13 protein-coding genes and 1 riboswitch are annotated in these 14,583 nt (G+C 58.4%); of the genes, 8 read left to right on the forward strand and 5 right to left on the reverse strand.

What is annotated here, in order from left to right:
- Window positions 1–30 precede the first annotated feature (30 nt).
- Window positions 31–1,746, reverse strand: a complete 1,716-nt coding sequence (locus tag QWI16_RS10695) for a potassium/proton antiporter (protein WP_302713000.1) — start codon at window positions 1,744–1,746, stop codon at window positions 31–33.
- 93 nt (window positions 1,747–1,839) lie between these two features.
- Here QWI16_RS10695 and QWI16_RS10700 point away from each other — a divergent pair, with 93 nt between their 5' ends.
- The 4 genes from QWI16_RS10700 to QWI16_RS10715 all read left to right on the forward strand — a co-directional run bounded on the left by QWI16_RS10700 (window position 1,840) and on the right by QWI16_RS10715 (window position 5,981).
- A complete protein-coding gene (locus tag QWI16_RS10700) occupies window positions 1,840–3,849 on the forward strand; it encodes a VacB/RNase II family 3'-5' exoribonuclease (RefSeq protein ID WP_302713001.1) in 2,010 nt (669 codons plus the stop codon).
- Window positions 3,846–4,316 (forward strand): EVE domain-containing protein, encoded by a 471-nt coding sequence (locus QWI16_RS10705; protein ID WP_302713002.1) that lies wholly within the window; start codon window positions 3,846–3,848, stop codon window positions 4,314–4,316. Before QWI16_RS10700 ends, QWI16_RS10705 begins: the two co-directional genes overlap by 4 nt.
- Window positions 4,317–4,486: 170 nt before the next feature.
- Entirely contained in the window at window positions 4,487–5,065 is a 579-nt protein-coding gene (locus QWI16_RS10710; RefSeq protein ID WP_302713003.1) for an outer membrane beta-barrel protein, read from the forward strand.
- A gap of 79 nt (window positions 5,066–5,144) precedes the next feature.
- Window positions 5,145–5,981: a CvfB family protein gene (locus QWI16_RS10715; protein ID WP_302713004.1), complete on the forward strand. Its 837-nt coding sequence runs from the start codon at window positions 5,145–5,147 to the stop codon at window positions 5,979–5,981.
- Here the strand turns inward: QWI16_RS10715 and QWI16_RS10720 are convergent.
- The 3 genes from QWI16_RS10720 to guaB form a co-directional block, all read right to left on the reverse strand.
- The gene (locus QWI16_RS10720; RefSeq protein ID WP_302713006.1) at window positions 5,968–6,591 is read right to left on the reverse strand and encodes a YceI family protein; all 624 of its coding nucleotides are present in this window, start codon (window positions 6,589–6,591) and stop codon (window positions 5,968–5,970) included. The two genes, QWI16_RS10715 and QWI16_RS10720, sit on opposite strands and share 14 nt — an antisense overlap.
- A gap of 43 nt (window positions 6,592–6,634) precedes the next feature.
- Window positions 6,635–8,212 carry a glutamine-hydrolyzing GMP synthase gene (gene guaA / locus QWI16_RS10725; RefSeq protein WP_302713008.1) on the reverse strand — a complete coding sequence of 526 codons (1,578 nt, stop codon included), beginning with the start codon at window positions 8,210–8,212 and terminating at the stop codon, window positions 6,635–6,637.
- A 78-nt stretch (window positions 8,213–8,290) separates the two neighbouring features.
- Complete coding sequence (gene guaB / locus QWI16_RS10730) at window positions 8,291–9,766, reverse strand: IMP dehydrogenase (RefSeq protein ID WP_302713010.1); 1,476 nt, start codon at window positions 9,764–9,766, stop codon at window positions 8,291–8,293.
- Window positions 9,767–9,957: 191 nt separating this feature from the next.
- Between guaB and xseA the strand changes: the two genes are divergently transcribed.
- The 4 genes from xseA (at window position 9,958) to QWI16_RS10750 (ending at window position 13,659) form a co-directional block, all read left to right on the forward strand.
- Window positions 9,958–11,313 (forward strand): exodeoxyribonuclease VII large subunit, encoded by a 1,356-nt coding sequence (gene xseA, locus QWI16_RS10735; protein ID WP_302713011.1) that lies wholly within the window; start codon window positions 9,958–9,960, stop codon window positions 11,311–11,313.
- Between the two features lie 14 nt (window positions 11,314–11,327).
- Window positions 11,328–11,444: riboswitch (TPP riboswitch) on the forward strand.
- A gap of 45 nt (window positions 11,445–11,489) precedes the next feature.
- Window positions 11,490–12,644: a glycine oxidase ThiO gene (thiO, locus tag QWI16_RS10740; protein WP_302713012.1), complete on the forward strand. Its 1,155-nt coding sequence runs from the start codon at window positions 11,490–11,492 to the stop codon at window positions 12,642–12,644.
- A complete protein-coding gene (gene thiS, locus QWI16_RS10745; RefSeq protein WP_302713014.1) occupies window positions 12,641–12,865 on the forward strand; it encodes a sulfur carrier protein ThiS in 225 nt (74 codons plus the stop codon). The genes thiO and thiS overlap by 4 nt, the downstream gene beginning before the upstream one ends.
- 2 nt (window positions 12,866–12,867) lie before the next feature.
- Complete coding sequence (locus QWI16_RS10750) at window positions 12,868–13,659, forward strand: thiazole synthase (RefSeq protein WP_302713016.1); 792 nt, start codon at window positions 12,868–12,870, stop codon at window positions 13,657–13,659.
- A 21-nt stretch (window positions 13,660–13,680) separates the two neighbouring features.
- On the opposite strand, the gene QWI16_RS10755 is transcribed toward QWI16_RS10750, so the two are convergent.
- Complete coding sequence (locus QWI16_RS10755) at window positions 13,681–14,580, reverse strand: AEC family transporter (protein ID WP_302713018.1); 900 nt, start codon at window positions 14,578–14,580, stop codon at window positions 13,681–13,683.
- Window positions 14,581–14,583: the final 3 nt, after the last annotated feature.

Raw genomic sequence — 14,583 nt, forward strand, 5'->3', positions numbered from 1 at the left:
GGCCGAGAGAGACAGGACTGGCCCACCGGCCTAACGATTGAGTTTTAAACTGACCTTGGTCACCTTGGCATCGGCCATTTCCAGCACAATAAACTCCACCTTCCCCAGGCTGACCCGATCGCCCACCACCGGCTGCTTGTAGCGTCGGTAGATGTAGCGGCCGATACTCCAGTTGGCCATTTCCTCAGGCACGTCAAAGCCATACAGAAGGCCCAAATCCATAAGCTTGGCACGCGGCGAGAACACAAACTCACCAAAGAATGCCTGAGCAGAGAGTCGATCAGGTTCGCGCTCGCCCACCAAGAGTTTGTCGAGCGCCGACAGCGCATCGGCCTTGGCCAACAGGTAGACATGATCGCCCGCCTCCAGAGGCGTTAATGCCGGATCGGCAACGGGCTCCCCCTCGCGCATAACGCAAAGCAAGCGCGCCTCGGAAGAGCTCGGCAAATGCACCCCGCCGGATCTGAGCGCGGGCGAATCGGCCAGCAGCTTATAGCCAACAAATTCGTAGCCCGCCTGCCCCGGCACACCCAACTCCACCCGCTGCACCCGGGTGGTACTCGCGGGCACATCGACTTTTAGCCAACGCGCCAGAGGTGCCACTGTCCACCCCTGCAGGACCAGCGAGACAATGACGATAAAAAACGCAATATTGAAGAAAAAAGGCCAGTGCTCCAACCCCGCCAGCCAGGGGAACATAGCCAGCACAATAGGGACGGCCCCGCGCAAACCCACCCAGGAGATAAACAGCCGCTCGCGCCAGGAAAACTGGAACGGCATCAGCGATATCCCCACCGCGAGCGGACGAGCGACAAAAATCAGAAACAGTCCAACCAGCAACGCACTGGAGGCGTAGGTCACCAGCTCAGAGGGGGACACCAGCAGCCCCAGCATCAGGAACAGGCTGATCTGAGCAAGCCAGGCGATGCCGTCGTGAAAACGCTGAATATTGTAGAGGCCACGGGACACCCGATTGCCCACCATAAGGCCGGCGAGGTACACGGCGAGAAAACCACTGGAATGCAGAACGGCCGCCAAGCCAAAAATCGAGATGCCGCCAAAAAGCGCCAACAGCGGATAGAGCCCCGGACTCAATGCCAGCCGCGTAACTCCCCAGGCGAGCACCCTGCCGCCGGCGACACCGACCAGAGCCCCCACGCCCATTTGCCAGGTAAAGCCGAGCAGCATGGTGGCATCAAAGCCGGACTCCCCCATGCGGATAAACTCCACCACGGTAATGGTGAGGAAGATCGCCATCGGGTCGTTCAGGCCCGACTCAATCTCCAGGGTTGCCCCTACCCGGGCCTTGAGTGCCAGCCCCTGCATGTTGAGCACAGAGAATACCGCTGCCGCATCCGTGGAGCCGACAATCGCCCCGATCAGCAGACCCTGGGTCCAGGGAAGATCCAGCAACCAGGCGGCAAAAGCGCCGCAGACACCCGCGGTAACTACCACGCCCAGCGAAGCGAGCACCAGAGCGGGCTTGAGCCCCACCCGAAAATTGTGAATATCCGTGCGCAAGCCGCCGTCAAAGAGTATGACCGCCAGCGCCAAGGTGCCGAGAAACAACGCCGACTGAACATCATTGTAGGCGATACCGCCTAACCCGTCCTCACCACCGAGCATGCCCACCAACAGAAAAACCAACAATAGCGGCATGCCCACCCGGGGTGAGAGCGCACTGGCCAGGATGCTGATTAAAAATAAAACAGCACCGAGCAAAATTAACTGATTTAGCACATCCATACGCCAATAATACTACAGCGACCCGCGGCTGCCTGTATTTCCTGTTATCATTAGCGTCATCACACCAAATTGCCCAAAACAAGTTATTGATTCATGCTCAGTAAAGATGCGCTGTCGCAGCTGTCCCAGTTAAAGTCCAACATCGTTTCACAAAAAGAGTACGCCGAGGGCGTGGTCAGGGCCACAGCCAAGCGTTTTGGTTTTGTACGCCTGGACGACGGGCGCGATGCCTTTCTCGACCCGGATCAAATGCTCCGGGTATTACCGGGTGACCGCGTACAAATCAGCGTGAGCGAAAACGACAAAAAGCAGCTCGAGGCCCGCCTGGAAAAACTGCTGCAAAGCGAGACCAAGCGCTTTGTCGGACGCTACGTAAGGAAGGGCCCTGCCCACTTCGTCGAGCCCGACCTCCCGCCCTTTAATCGTTGGCTGTTTATCCCTCCTCAAGAGCGCACCAACTGCACCGAGGGGGATCTGGTGGAGTGCGAATTAATCCGCCATCCCTTCAAGCACGAGGGCAAGGCCCAGATTCGTGTGATCAATCGCATCGGCCGCCCCGATGAGTCGGGCATTGAAGGCCGCTACGTGGCGGCCAAATACCAGCTGCCCACCACCTGGGCCGAGGAAGCACTTGAGCAGAGCAAAGCCTTGTCACCGGAGCAAGCCCCCACTGAGGCCCGCGAAGATCTGACCGATATAGCCTTTGTCACTATCGACTCGGAGTTCACCCGGGACATGGACGACGCCATCTTCGCCGAAAAAACCGATGGCGGCTGGCGCCTGATGACGGCCATTGCCGACCCCGGCAGCCTGATAGCGCCCGGCAGCCCCCTTGAACAAACCGCCCGGGAGCGGGCCAGCACGCTCTACCTGCTGGGCCACCCAATTACCATGTTGCCCACTGAGCTGTCGCACGAAACCTTCTCTCTGGTGGCCGACGCCGAGCGCCCCGCCATTGTCTGCACCATGGAAATCGACACTCAGGGGGCCATCAGCGACTACCGGTTTTGCGTCGCCAAGATCACCTCTAAGCACAAGCTCAGCTACCAAGCCGTGACAGAGCTGCTTGAAGGCGAAGACGCTGAAGGCTTGGCCAGCCGCCTGCCAGAGGCTATTGTCGACAGCCTTAAAGCGCTCAATGACTGTGCACAGGCAAGGCTCAGCCAGCGACAGGAAAACGCGCTGGTTATGGAAGACCGCGCCGATTACCAATACTGGCTCAACGACCAGAAGAAAATCGAGCGCGTTGAAAAGCGCCTGCGCAATACGGCGCAAAAAATGGTTGAAGAGGCCATGCTGGCCACCAACGTGTGTGCCGGTGATTTGTTCAGCCAGCACCCGGGTTCAGCCATTTTCTCCGGTCATATTGGTTTTCGCCCCGAGCGACTGGACGACGTCCGCCAGCTTGCAGGTGAACTTTCCGCCGATTACAGCGAACTGGATTACACCACGCTTGCCGACTTTCAGACGCTGTTCAAACAGCTGCGGCAGGACGCCAGCCGGGCGACTTCACGTCTTCTCTCGCTGTTGCAGCGCATGCAGCAGGCAGGCAGCCTGACTCGTGAGCCGGCGGGACATTTCGGTCTGGGCTTTCCCGCCTACGCGACCATCACCTCACCAATTCGACGCTATCAGGATCTGTACAACCACTACGCCCTAAAACGCATCCTTGCTGGCAAAACGGTCTCTGGCCTCAGCAATGAACTGACGGAAGACTTGCAGGAAAAACTTACCCGCGGTCGGCAGGCGGCCCGCATGCTTGAGCAGTGGCTGTTATGTCAATACATGAGCGAACACATCGGTACGGTTCACTTCGGCACTATCACCGGCGTTAGCGCGCGCGGCATTACCGTGAGGCTGGACGACATAGGGACCGATGGCTTTGTGCAACTCGCCGAAAAGGGCCAACCAAAACCCAAGTTTGACAGCCGGCGCCTGAGCCTCATCACCGACACAGCCGAGTTCTACCTGGACGAGCCTGTCACGGTTAAAGTCAAAGAGGTGGATATTAACGCGCGTCGCATCAGCCTTGAGCTGGTCGACAAAGAAACCGCTGAGCGCCTTAAAGCCTTTGAGCAATCCGATCAGCCAGACGCGCCATGAACTACTGGCTGTTCAAATCGGAGCCCGATTGCTATTCCATTGCGCATCTGGCCGCGGAGAAGCAACAGACGGCCCGCTGGGACGGCATACGCAATTTTCAGGCGCGCAACCTGTTGCGTGATCAAGTGGCAAAGGGCGATGAGGTTCTTTTTTACCACAGCCGCTGTAAAGCCATAGGCGTGGTGGGCACGATGAGGGTGGCAAAAGCCGCCTACCCCGACCCGCAGCAGTTTAACCCCGACAGCGACTACTTTGACCCCAAGGCCAGTCCGGATAACCCCCGCTGGTTTTGCGTAGACGTAACACTCACACGCACTTTTAATCATCCCGTTTTGCTCGACACCATCAAGCAGCTTCCCGAATTTGACACCATGGTGCTGCGCAAGCAGTCGCGGCTGTCCATTCAACCGGTGGAGAAATCACACTTTTTTCGTATTCTCGAACTGGCCGACCGGCCGCCAAAATAACAATCGTTTGTAATTTTTGTTACACGCGCTCCGCGACACTGATTAATCCCTAAACACTTTGTTTATTTCTCGACGGGCATCTGTGACTGACTGCACAGCTTATCGGCAATTTGCCACAGCTGGCCCGGCCTTTGCTCTGTACCGGCAAACCCTTTGTGAAGGAGCAAACGATGAAAGACCACACATTCACCAAGCGCACCGCCCCTCTGGCAGCAGCCCTGTTTCTGTTCGCTGGCGCCCACACTCAGGCTGCGCCCAATAGTGCCGTCAGTTATGACTACGCAGGGGTCGAGTATGTTGAGCAGGATCTCGACGACTACGACTGCAATCAGGACGGCCTGAGTGCCTACGGTAGCATGACCATTAACGGCCCCTGGTTTGCCGTGGCGGAGGTTACCGATGTGAGTGGCAACAAGGGCTGCGGCTCTAGCACCCTCGCCGCTGGCGGCGGTTATCACACACCGCTCAATAGCCAATGGGATTTGTACGGCACCTTGAGTGTTGAACGCACCGATCCCGACAACGGCAGCAGCGATACCGGCCTAGTCGCGGCGGCCGGCGCCAGAGGTTGGCTCCTGCAGCGCCTTGAGGGCAAAGCCGAGCTCGCGCACCACACCGCCTTTGATGACACCACCTCACTGAATCTCGGGGCGAACTACTGGTTTGTCCCCAGCCTGGCAGCGACCCTGGACACCAGTTTTTCCGATGAGGGCAATGCCATCGAAGTCGGTGCAAGGCTGAACTTTTAAGGCCGTGCCTGCAATCCCCCGGACGGCGAAGCCGCTCCGGGGTCTGTTATAATCGGGCCTCACTCAGCGAGGATCCACCATGGCCCAGATCGGACACTACACTACAGCGCCCATCGTTAAACTTGTTGATTTTGGCGCGTACCTGGACCTCGACGATCTTGGCACTGTCCTCCTACCAAAACGCTACCTCACCGAAGACATGACACTCGGAACCCAAGTCGATGTGTTTCTCCATCTGGACAGCAACGATATACCGGTGGCGACAACCCTGAAACCGCGCGCCACCGTGGGCGAATGCGCCCACCTTCCTGTGGTAGACATAAACGACGCCGGCGCGTTTTTGGACTGGGGGCTTCCCAAGCACCTTTTGGTGCCCTTTAACGAGCAGCACAAACGCTTTGAGCTCGGGGGCTCCTATGTCGTGACCCTCTATCTGGACGCTTACACCAACCGTATTGTCGCCTCGTCACGGCTGAGCAGACACCTGCAGGAGCAGGCGCGCCACTTCAAGCCCAACCAAAGTGTGGATTTGTTAATCTGCGGTAAAAGCGATATGGGCTATAAAGCCGTCATCAATCACCAGTACCTCGGTCTGATTTTCCGCGATGATGCCTTCCGCCCCTTGCAGTACGGCGAACGCACCACCGGCTATATCAAGGCGATTCGGCCCGACGGAAAAATCGATTTGAGTTTACAGGCAGGCGGAGGCAAAGGACGGGACCGATTACAGCAACACATACTGGATCACCTGGCCGCCAGTGGCGGACGATCACTGCTCAACGACCGCGCCGCTCCCGATGAAATATACCGAACGTTTAACACCAGTAAAGCGGCCTACAAAAAAGCCCTGAGCGCGCTCTACAAGCAGCGGCTGATTGTCATTACCCCAGACGACATTCGTCTTAACGACGAATAAACTCCGCGTAAACTTCAATACGTACAGCATCACCCACTGCGGGAATAAACTGGCCCATGCCAAAATCGGAACGGTTGAACAGAAGATGTGCCTCAAAACCCAAGGTATAGTTGCCGGTTAACCGGTTAGTGGTGGCGCCATTGATCTGCACATGAAGCTCAACCGCTTTGCGCACCCCACGAAAATCCAAAAAACCCGGAAACACCAGCGAGTTGCCATCGCGCCTTGCGCGCCCCTGCGACTCAAACACCGCCTGTGGATAGCGCCCAGTGCACAGCCAGTCGCAACTTTTCAGGGTATCGGCAAAATCCGGACGGTTCACATCCAGTGATGCCAGGTTCACCGACGCGCGCAACTGACTGTCAGCCGGGTCGGAGGCGTTGTAATCAAGCTCGGCACTCGCCTGATTAAACCGGCCGACAAAATCCGACACAGCCAGATGACCCACTTTGAACAATACCGTCGTATGGTGCGGGTCCAACCGATAGGCGCCGGGCTTTAGCTCAATTAACTCGCGCTCCACCTCGCCACTGAGCAAAGCGCCGCACGCCGTCAAGGACAGTAAAACTGTGACAATGGACAAACAGTAGGTTATTTTAAGAAACTGCACTTCTCAGCTCCACTGCCACCAAAGGCAAGCACCAAGAGCCCAATCACTCCCACTCAATCGTCGCCGGTGGTTTACTGGACACGTCGTAGGTGACCCGCGACACGCCAGAGATTTCATTGATAATGCGGTTGGAGACTTTCTCCAGCAGCTCGTAGGGCAGGTGCGCCCAGCGGGCGGTCATAAAGTCGATGGTCTCTACCGCACGCAAGGCGATGACCCACTCGTATCGGCGCCCGTCACCTACAACACCCACGGACTTCACCGGCAGGAAAACCGCAAAGGCCTGGCTGGTTTTGTGGTACCAGTCGGCGTTGTGTAGCTCTTCGATAAAGATAGCGTCTGCCTCACGCAAAATATCGGCGTATTCTTTTTTCACTTCGCCGAGTATGCGCACCCCAAGACCAGGCCCAGGGAACGGATGGCGATACACCATATCGTAGGGCAGGCCGAGTTCAAGGCCGATAGCCCGCACTTCATCTTTAAAGAGTTCACGCAAAGGTTCTACCAGCTCAAGCTTCATGTCCTCGGGCAGGCCACCGACATTGTGGTGCGATTTAATCACATGGGCCTTACCGGTTTTCGCAGCGGCGGATTCAATCACATCCGGGTAGATGGTGCCCTGTGCCAGCCAGTTCACGTCCTTAATCTTGGCGGCCTCTTCGTCAAAGACCTCGATAAAGGTATTGCCGATGATTTTGCGTTTGCGCTCGGGATCGGCCTCGCCTTGCAGGCGGCCTAAAAACAGCGCTTCACGATCAGCTCGGATGACACGTACGCCCATGTTCTTGGCAAACATATCCATCACCTGATCGCCTTCGGCTTTGCGCAGCAAGCCATTGTCGACGAACACACAAGTGAGCTGGTCACCGACGGCTTTGTGAAGCAGAGCCGCCACTACCGAAGAATCAACGCCGCCCGAGAGCCCGAGCAACACTTTATCCGTGCCCACTTGCTCGCGAATTTTGACGATGGCATCCTCGACAATGTTGGCGGGCGTCCAGAGTGGCTCGCAACCGCAGAGCTTGAGAACAAAGTGCTCGAAGATGCGCTTGCCCTGCAGGGTGTGCGTCACCTCGGGATGAAACTGCAGGCCGTAAAACTCCTTTTCTTCACAGTGCATGGCGGCAATGGGACAAGACGGCGTCGAGGCCATTACGGTGAAGCCTTCCGGCAGGGTCACAACCTTGTCGCCGTGACTCATCCACACATCGAGCAGCGCTTTGCCGTCGGCGTCTACGTGGTCTTTGATGTCGTCCAGCAAAGGGCCGGCGTCTTCGACGGAAATTTGCGCGTATCCAAACTCCTGAATGGCTGACCCCTGCACCTTGCCGCCCATTTGCTCGGCCATGGTCTGCATGCCGTAGCAAATACCCAGCACAGGCACACCAAGCTTGAACACCACTTCGGGCGCACGGGGTGAGTTTTCTGCGGTCACCGACTCGGGACCGCCGGCGAGAATAATGCCGTTGGGATCAAACTCGCGGATTTCTTCCTCGGTCATGTCGTAGGCGCGAATAATGGAGTAAACCCCTACCTCGCGCACACGGCGGGCTATCAGTTGCGTGTACTGAGAGCCGAAGTCGAGAATCAAAATACGCTGAGCATGAATGTCCTGAGTCATGGATGTTCCAGTGGCAAATGTGAAAATGAAAAACCCCTGTGTTCACCACAGGGGTTGTAGGTGTCAAGAGCGTTTAAATCAGCGGCCGCTGATTGGGTAGTTGGGCGCCTCTTTAGTGATCTGCACATCGTGCACGTGGCTCTCGCCCATTCCCGCTGATGTCACCCGCACAAACCGGGGCTGGGTGCGCATTTGCTCGATATCCTTGCTGCCAGTATAGCCCATCGCCGAGCGTAGACCGCCCATCATCTGGTGGACGATCACATGCAGTGGACCCTTGTAGGGAACACGCCCTTCGATGCCCTCAGGCACCAACTTTTCTGCACCCTCGCTGGCATCCTGGAAGTAGCGGTCAGACGAGCCCTGGGTCTGCGCCATGGCGCCGAGCGAACCCATACCGCGATAGGCTTTGTAGGTGCGGCCCTGATAGAGCTCGACCTCACCGGGCGCCTCTTCGGTACCAGCGAACATGGAACCCATCATAACCGCGTGGGCACCGGCGACAATGGCCTTGGCCAAATCACCGCTAAAACGCACACCGCCATCGGCGATCACCGGCACGCCCGTGTCTTTCAGAGCCTCTACCACATTGGCAATGGCCGACACCTGCGGCACGCCCACCCCGCTGACAATACGCGTGGTGCAAATCGAGCCCGGGCCAATACCGACCTTGACCGCATCGGCGCCAGCCTCGGCGAGCGCTTTGGCCGCCTCCGCCGTGGCGATATTGCCGCCAATCACCTGCACCTCTGGGTACTGCTGCTTAATGGCGCGCACCCTGTCGATGACATTTTTGGAGTGGCCGTGAGCGGTATCCACCACCAGCACGTCCACACCGGCATCCACCAGGGCTTTTACCCGGTCATCGGTATCGGCGCTGGTGCCGACACTGGCGCCCACCAGCAGACGACCTTCGGGATCTTTACTGGCGTTGGGGTATTGCTCGGCTTTGTTGATGTCTTTAACCGTGATCATGCCGCGCAGCTCAAACTGATCATTCACCACCAGCACTTTTTCAATTCGGTGCTTGTGCAACAGCGCCCGAATATCGTCGGCGCCGGTACCTTCAAGGGTGGTTACCAACTTTTTCTTGGGCGTCATGATGCTGGAGATGGGCGCTTCCAGATTGGACTCAAAGCGCACATCGCGGCGAGTGACAATACCCACCAGCTCACCGTTTTCCAGCACGGGCACACCGGAGATGTTGTTGGATTTGGTCAGCGTCAGCAAATCATTGATGCTGGCGCTGGCCTCAATGGTAATGGGGTCTTTGACCATGCCCGCTTCGTATTTCTTCACAGCGCGCACCTGCTGGGCCTGCTGTTCGATGGGCATACTCTTATGGATAATGCCAATACCGCCCTCCTGGGCGATGGCAATGGCCAGGCGGGCTTCGGTCACTGTGTCCATGGCCGCCGAAATCAGCGGGATATTCAGTGCGATACCGCGGGTCAGCCGTGTTTTGAGGGACACATCCTTAGGCGTGACCTCGGAAAATCCGGGCACCAGCAAAACATCGTCAAACGTGAGTGCTTCTTCAGCGATTCGCAACATAGCCATCCAACCTTTGCGCTTGGGAAAAATAAGCGCGGAATTATAACCTATTGCAGCGCTCCCGGTAAACCAAATTTTCGCCCGCTGGCGCCCGTAACTGACTGATATTGTTTTATTTTTGTAACCTTAGAAAATGGCAGGCAACACGCGGCGGGCAAGTGTTTGAGGCGGCGCTCTGATACAATAGCTGCATGACAACCGACTACAGTGGCGCGCCTGGACAGGGCCGCGATATTCTCAGCGTTTCTCACCTCAACCGGCTCAGCCGGCAGCTGCTCGAAACCCACCTGCCATTGGTGTGGGTGGAGGGAGAAATCTCCAACTTGTCCCGGCCCAGCTCCGGGCACTGGTATTTCACTCTTAAAGACGACACTGCCCAAGTGCGCTGCGCCATGTTCCGGGGCCGCAACCAAACGGTTAAATTTAGCCCCACGCAGGGCCAGCAAGTCCTTCTGCGGGCGCGCGTAAGCATCTACGAAGGCCGCGGGGACTATCAGCTGGTCGCCGAGCATATGGAGGAAGCGGGCCTTGGCGCCCTGCAGCGCGCCTTTGAGGCCCTGAAAAATAAGCTCGCCGCCGAGGGGCTGTTCGCCACCGAGCGGAAGAAAGCCCTGCCCGAGCGCCCCGAGCATATTGCCATTATCACCTCACCCACGGGGGCGGCTATTCGCGATGTGCTTTCTGTCATACAGCGCCGCTACCCGGCGCAAAAAGTCACGGTTATTCCTGTGGCGGTTCAGGGTGAACAGGCGGCGCCAGCGATTGTCTCCGCCCTGCAGCTGGCGGTTCAGGCCGAGCTGTTTGACTTGCTGATCCTCACCCGCGGTGGGGGCTCGATTGAGGACTTATGGGCCTTCAACGACGAGGCCCTGGCGCGCGCGATCAGCGCCTGCCCCCTGCCTGTCATCAGCGCCGTGGGTCACGAAGTGGACTTCACCATTGCCGATTTTGCTGCCGATCTGCGCGCGCCGACACCCTCCGCCGCCGCGGAAATCGCCGTACCCGATGTCCGGGAGCAGCTCGCCGGGCTACAAGAGCGCGAACGCCAACTGGCTCGCTCACTGGACAGGCTGATCACGCGGGAAAAGACGCGCCTAGAAGCCCTAAGCCGGCGCCTGCGCCACCCCGGCGAAAAACTGCGCCACCAAGCGCAGCAGCTCGACCAGCTGGAACTGCGCCTGCGCAGCACCATGCACTGGCAGCTGGAACGGCAAGAGCGCCGCCTAAGGGAACTCAGTGTGCGCCAGCAACACCAGCATCCACAGGCCTTGGTAACGCGCGCCGAGCAGCTGCTGCAGCGTTCGCACAAGGCGCTGCGTCGGAGCATTGAGCAGTGCCTCGCGCGCCACCGGCAATTACTCCATGAAAAAGCGCGCGTGCTCGACAGTGTCAGCCCCCTGGCGACTCTCGACCGGGGCTTTTCTGTGGTCCGCAACCAAGAGGGTGCAGTGATTACCGCCGCAAATCAGGTCGCGGCGGGGGAAGACATCTCGGCGCGCCTCGCAAAGGGTCAGCTCACCTGCCGGGTGATTGCAACCGCGGAGTAATCGCTTTATATTGATCGCACTTGTCGGGGCGCCTCGGCTGCAACTGCAGCTCGGAGGCTGAGATCGGTACGGCCGAACCCGTGGAACCTGAACAGGCTGGTACCTGCGGAGGGAACAAGTAAACGGATGAGCGCACTCGTCCGCCCTCCTCCCAGCCTCGACGACGCGAGGCAGTTGTGACACAACAAAACCCTCAGACCCAAGACCCTCCGTACCCGGGTGCCCGCATCGGCATCGCAGGTGGCGGCTTGCTCGGGACGCTCATGGCCTGGCAACTCGCCGAGCGCGGCTACCGGGTCACGATATTCGAGGCCGGCTCAGCTGAGCGCAATCTCAGTGCCGCCCATACGGCCGCCGGCATGCTCGCCCCCATCAGCGAAGCGGCCGCCGCCGAGCCCTGTGTCTACACCCTCGGGCTGCACGGAATCGAACGCTGGCATCAATGGCTCGAACAACTAGGCGAAGGCGCAAAGCACTGTATCCACAACAAGGGCAGCTTGCTCGTGGCGCACCCGCAGGATGAATCCGAGCTGGATCAGTTTATGCTCGACAGCCGGACCCTGCGCGGTCAGCCCCACGCACGTATAGAACCACTCGACGGCGGCGACATACAATCGCTCGAACCAGACCTTAACCCACAGCTAAGACGCGGCATTTTCCTCTCGCCGGAAGCGCACCTGGACAACCGCCAGATACTCGCGCGGTTGGATGCGCGCCTTGCGGCGCTGGACGTTGAAAGAATTTACAACACCCAAGTGGTGCCGCGGGCAAAGCAAATTCTGGATACCCAGAGTCAAACTGCCCGGCCCTTTTGCCTTGTTATCGACTGCCGTGGTGCGGGCGCACGCCATTGCCTGCACAACCTGCGCGGCGTGCGAGGCGAAACCCTACATCTGGAAACCACCGAGGTGAGTCTGAGCAGACCGGTGCGCCTGATGCACCCGCGCTATCAGCTGTATGTGGTACCTAAACCCGGCAACCGCTACGTGATTGGGGCCACCCAAATCGAGAGCGAAGACCTCGCGCCAATCACCCTGCAGTCGTCATTGGAACTGTCCAGTGCCGTTTATACGCTGTCGCCGGCATTTGCTGAGGCCCGTATTCTCGAGGCCGGCGTCAATCTGCGTCCCGCCTTCGCCAGTAACTTCCCGCAGCTTCAGTGCGAACCGGGCCTGCTGCGGCTCAACGGCTTGTTTCGCCACGGCTATTTGCTGGCGCCGGCGCTCGTGGATTGCGCGCTGGCTCAAATCACCGGTGAAAGCGAGTCGCCCCATAAGCGCTATTTTATCGAGCCCAAACAGGCTCTTTCCCTGTCAAGAGCGAGTGTATGAGTAAACGTACCATCGAAGTCTTTTTAAACGCCGAACCCGTGCAGCTGCCGCACAACACCAACCTCAGCAGCGCCCTCGCGCTTTGGATTGATGAACAGCGCATCGGTGAGCAGTTTGCCGCTGCGGTCAACGGCGAATTTATCCCGCGCTCAGCCTATGACGATTGTTTGCTCGGCAGTGGCGATATGGTCGATGTGGTCACACCGGTCGGCGGAGGCTAAACATGAAAGAAGACCACTTAACGCTCTACGGCGAAACCTTTTCAAGCCGCTTCCTACTGGGCACTGCATTGTATGAATCGCCGCAGCAAATGTGCGATGCGGTTGCCGCCGCACGCTGCGAAATCATTACGCTCGGGTTGCGCCGGCAAAACCCGGCCGCTGGCGATGGCGAGAGATTCTGGCAACTGATTCAGCAAACCGGATGCCGCCTCCTGCCCAACACCGCCGGTTGCAAATCGGTCAAGGAGGCGGTCAATCTCGCGCAAATGTCCCGCGAGCTGTTCTCCACGGAGTGGATCAAGCTGGAGGTCATTGGCGATGATTATAATTTACAGCCCGACCCTTTCGCCCTGGTGGAAGCCAGCCGGGAACTCATCGGCCAGGGCTTTAAGGTTCTGCCTTATTGCACCGACGATTTAATCCTCTGTCAGCGCCTGCGCGAGGCCGGCTGTGAAGTCTTGATGCCCTGGGGCGCGCCCATAGGCACAGGCCGCGGCCTGCTCAATCGCTACGCCTTGAAAACCTTGCGTGAGCGCTTTGACTGCCCTGTGATTATCGACGCTGGCATTGGCGCTCCATCGCAGGCGTGCGAGGCCATGGAAATGGGGTTTGACGCGGTACTGCTGAATACCGCCGTCGCCAAAGCGCAAAACCCAGTGCTTATGGCGGCGAGCTTTGCCAATGCTCTTGTGGCGGGCAGGCAGGCGTATCGTGCCGGTTTGATGCAAGCCCGGCAAACGGCAAGCCCCAGTACACCGACCATTGGTCAGCCGTTCTGGCATCAGAACAAATAGACTGGCTGCTTAAGTAAGAGATCAGCCGCCAAGAACCCAGCGCCAGACAAACAAAGTGGGAATACCAGCGAGCAAACTGTAACCCACCAGCGAGGCGGCAAGGCGAGGCGCCAGTGCGTAACGCATGGCGAGCACGCCCGCGGAAATCATGGCGGGCATGCCGGCTTCGAGCACCACCACCCGGTGAGCAATGCCCTCGCCGCCCATCACGGTAGAGACCAAAAGCGCAGCGACGGGCTTGAACACCAGCAGGGTCGCCAGGGCTGCGGCAAAAATCGTTAAATCCGCCGGATCCAGCTTCAGGTGCCAGGAGATACCCACGGCCACCATCACCACCGGTACCAGAGTCCAGGCAAGCCACGCGAGCACTTGTGACAACCAAGGCGGGTACTCCCACCACAGGAGCGCAAAAGCCAACAACAAGCTGATAAAAGGAGGAAAGCGTAGAATTCGGCCGACAATATAACCGGCGGAGCTTTGGCCACCACTGAAGCCCACCGCTATGGCAATCCCCAGCGTATTGAGCGCGAGAAAGGTGCCGAACTGGTCGTAGAGAATGGCATAGCCGATACCAGCGTCACCCACCAGTGCCTGAATCAGCGGGATGCCGACAAAACCGGTGTTACCGAGCGGCAGCATCAGCAAAAGACACCCTGTCACACCGCGCGACAAAGACCACAGGCGCGACGCCAGCAGAACACCGAGGGCGGTAGCCGCCATGACCGACCAGCTCACAACCACCGGCAGCAAAACGGTTGCATCAAAACTGAGTTTGGGCAACTCGTAAAGAATTAAACTCGGCAGGGCAACATTGATGACATAGGCGTTTAAACGCGACGCGGTTCGCTCGCCGGCAACGCGAGCAAACTGTAAGGCCAGCCCTGCCAGCAAGCACAGGGCGATAAGCACAAACGGACTCACAAG

The sequence above is a fragment of the Gilvimarinus algae genome, from assembly GCF_030518215.1.
Taxonomy (GTDB): domain Bacteria; phylum Pseudomonadota; class Gammaproteobacteria; order Pseudomonadales; family Cellvibrionaceae; genus Gilvimarinus; species Gilvimarinus algae.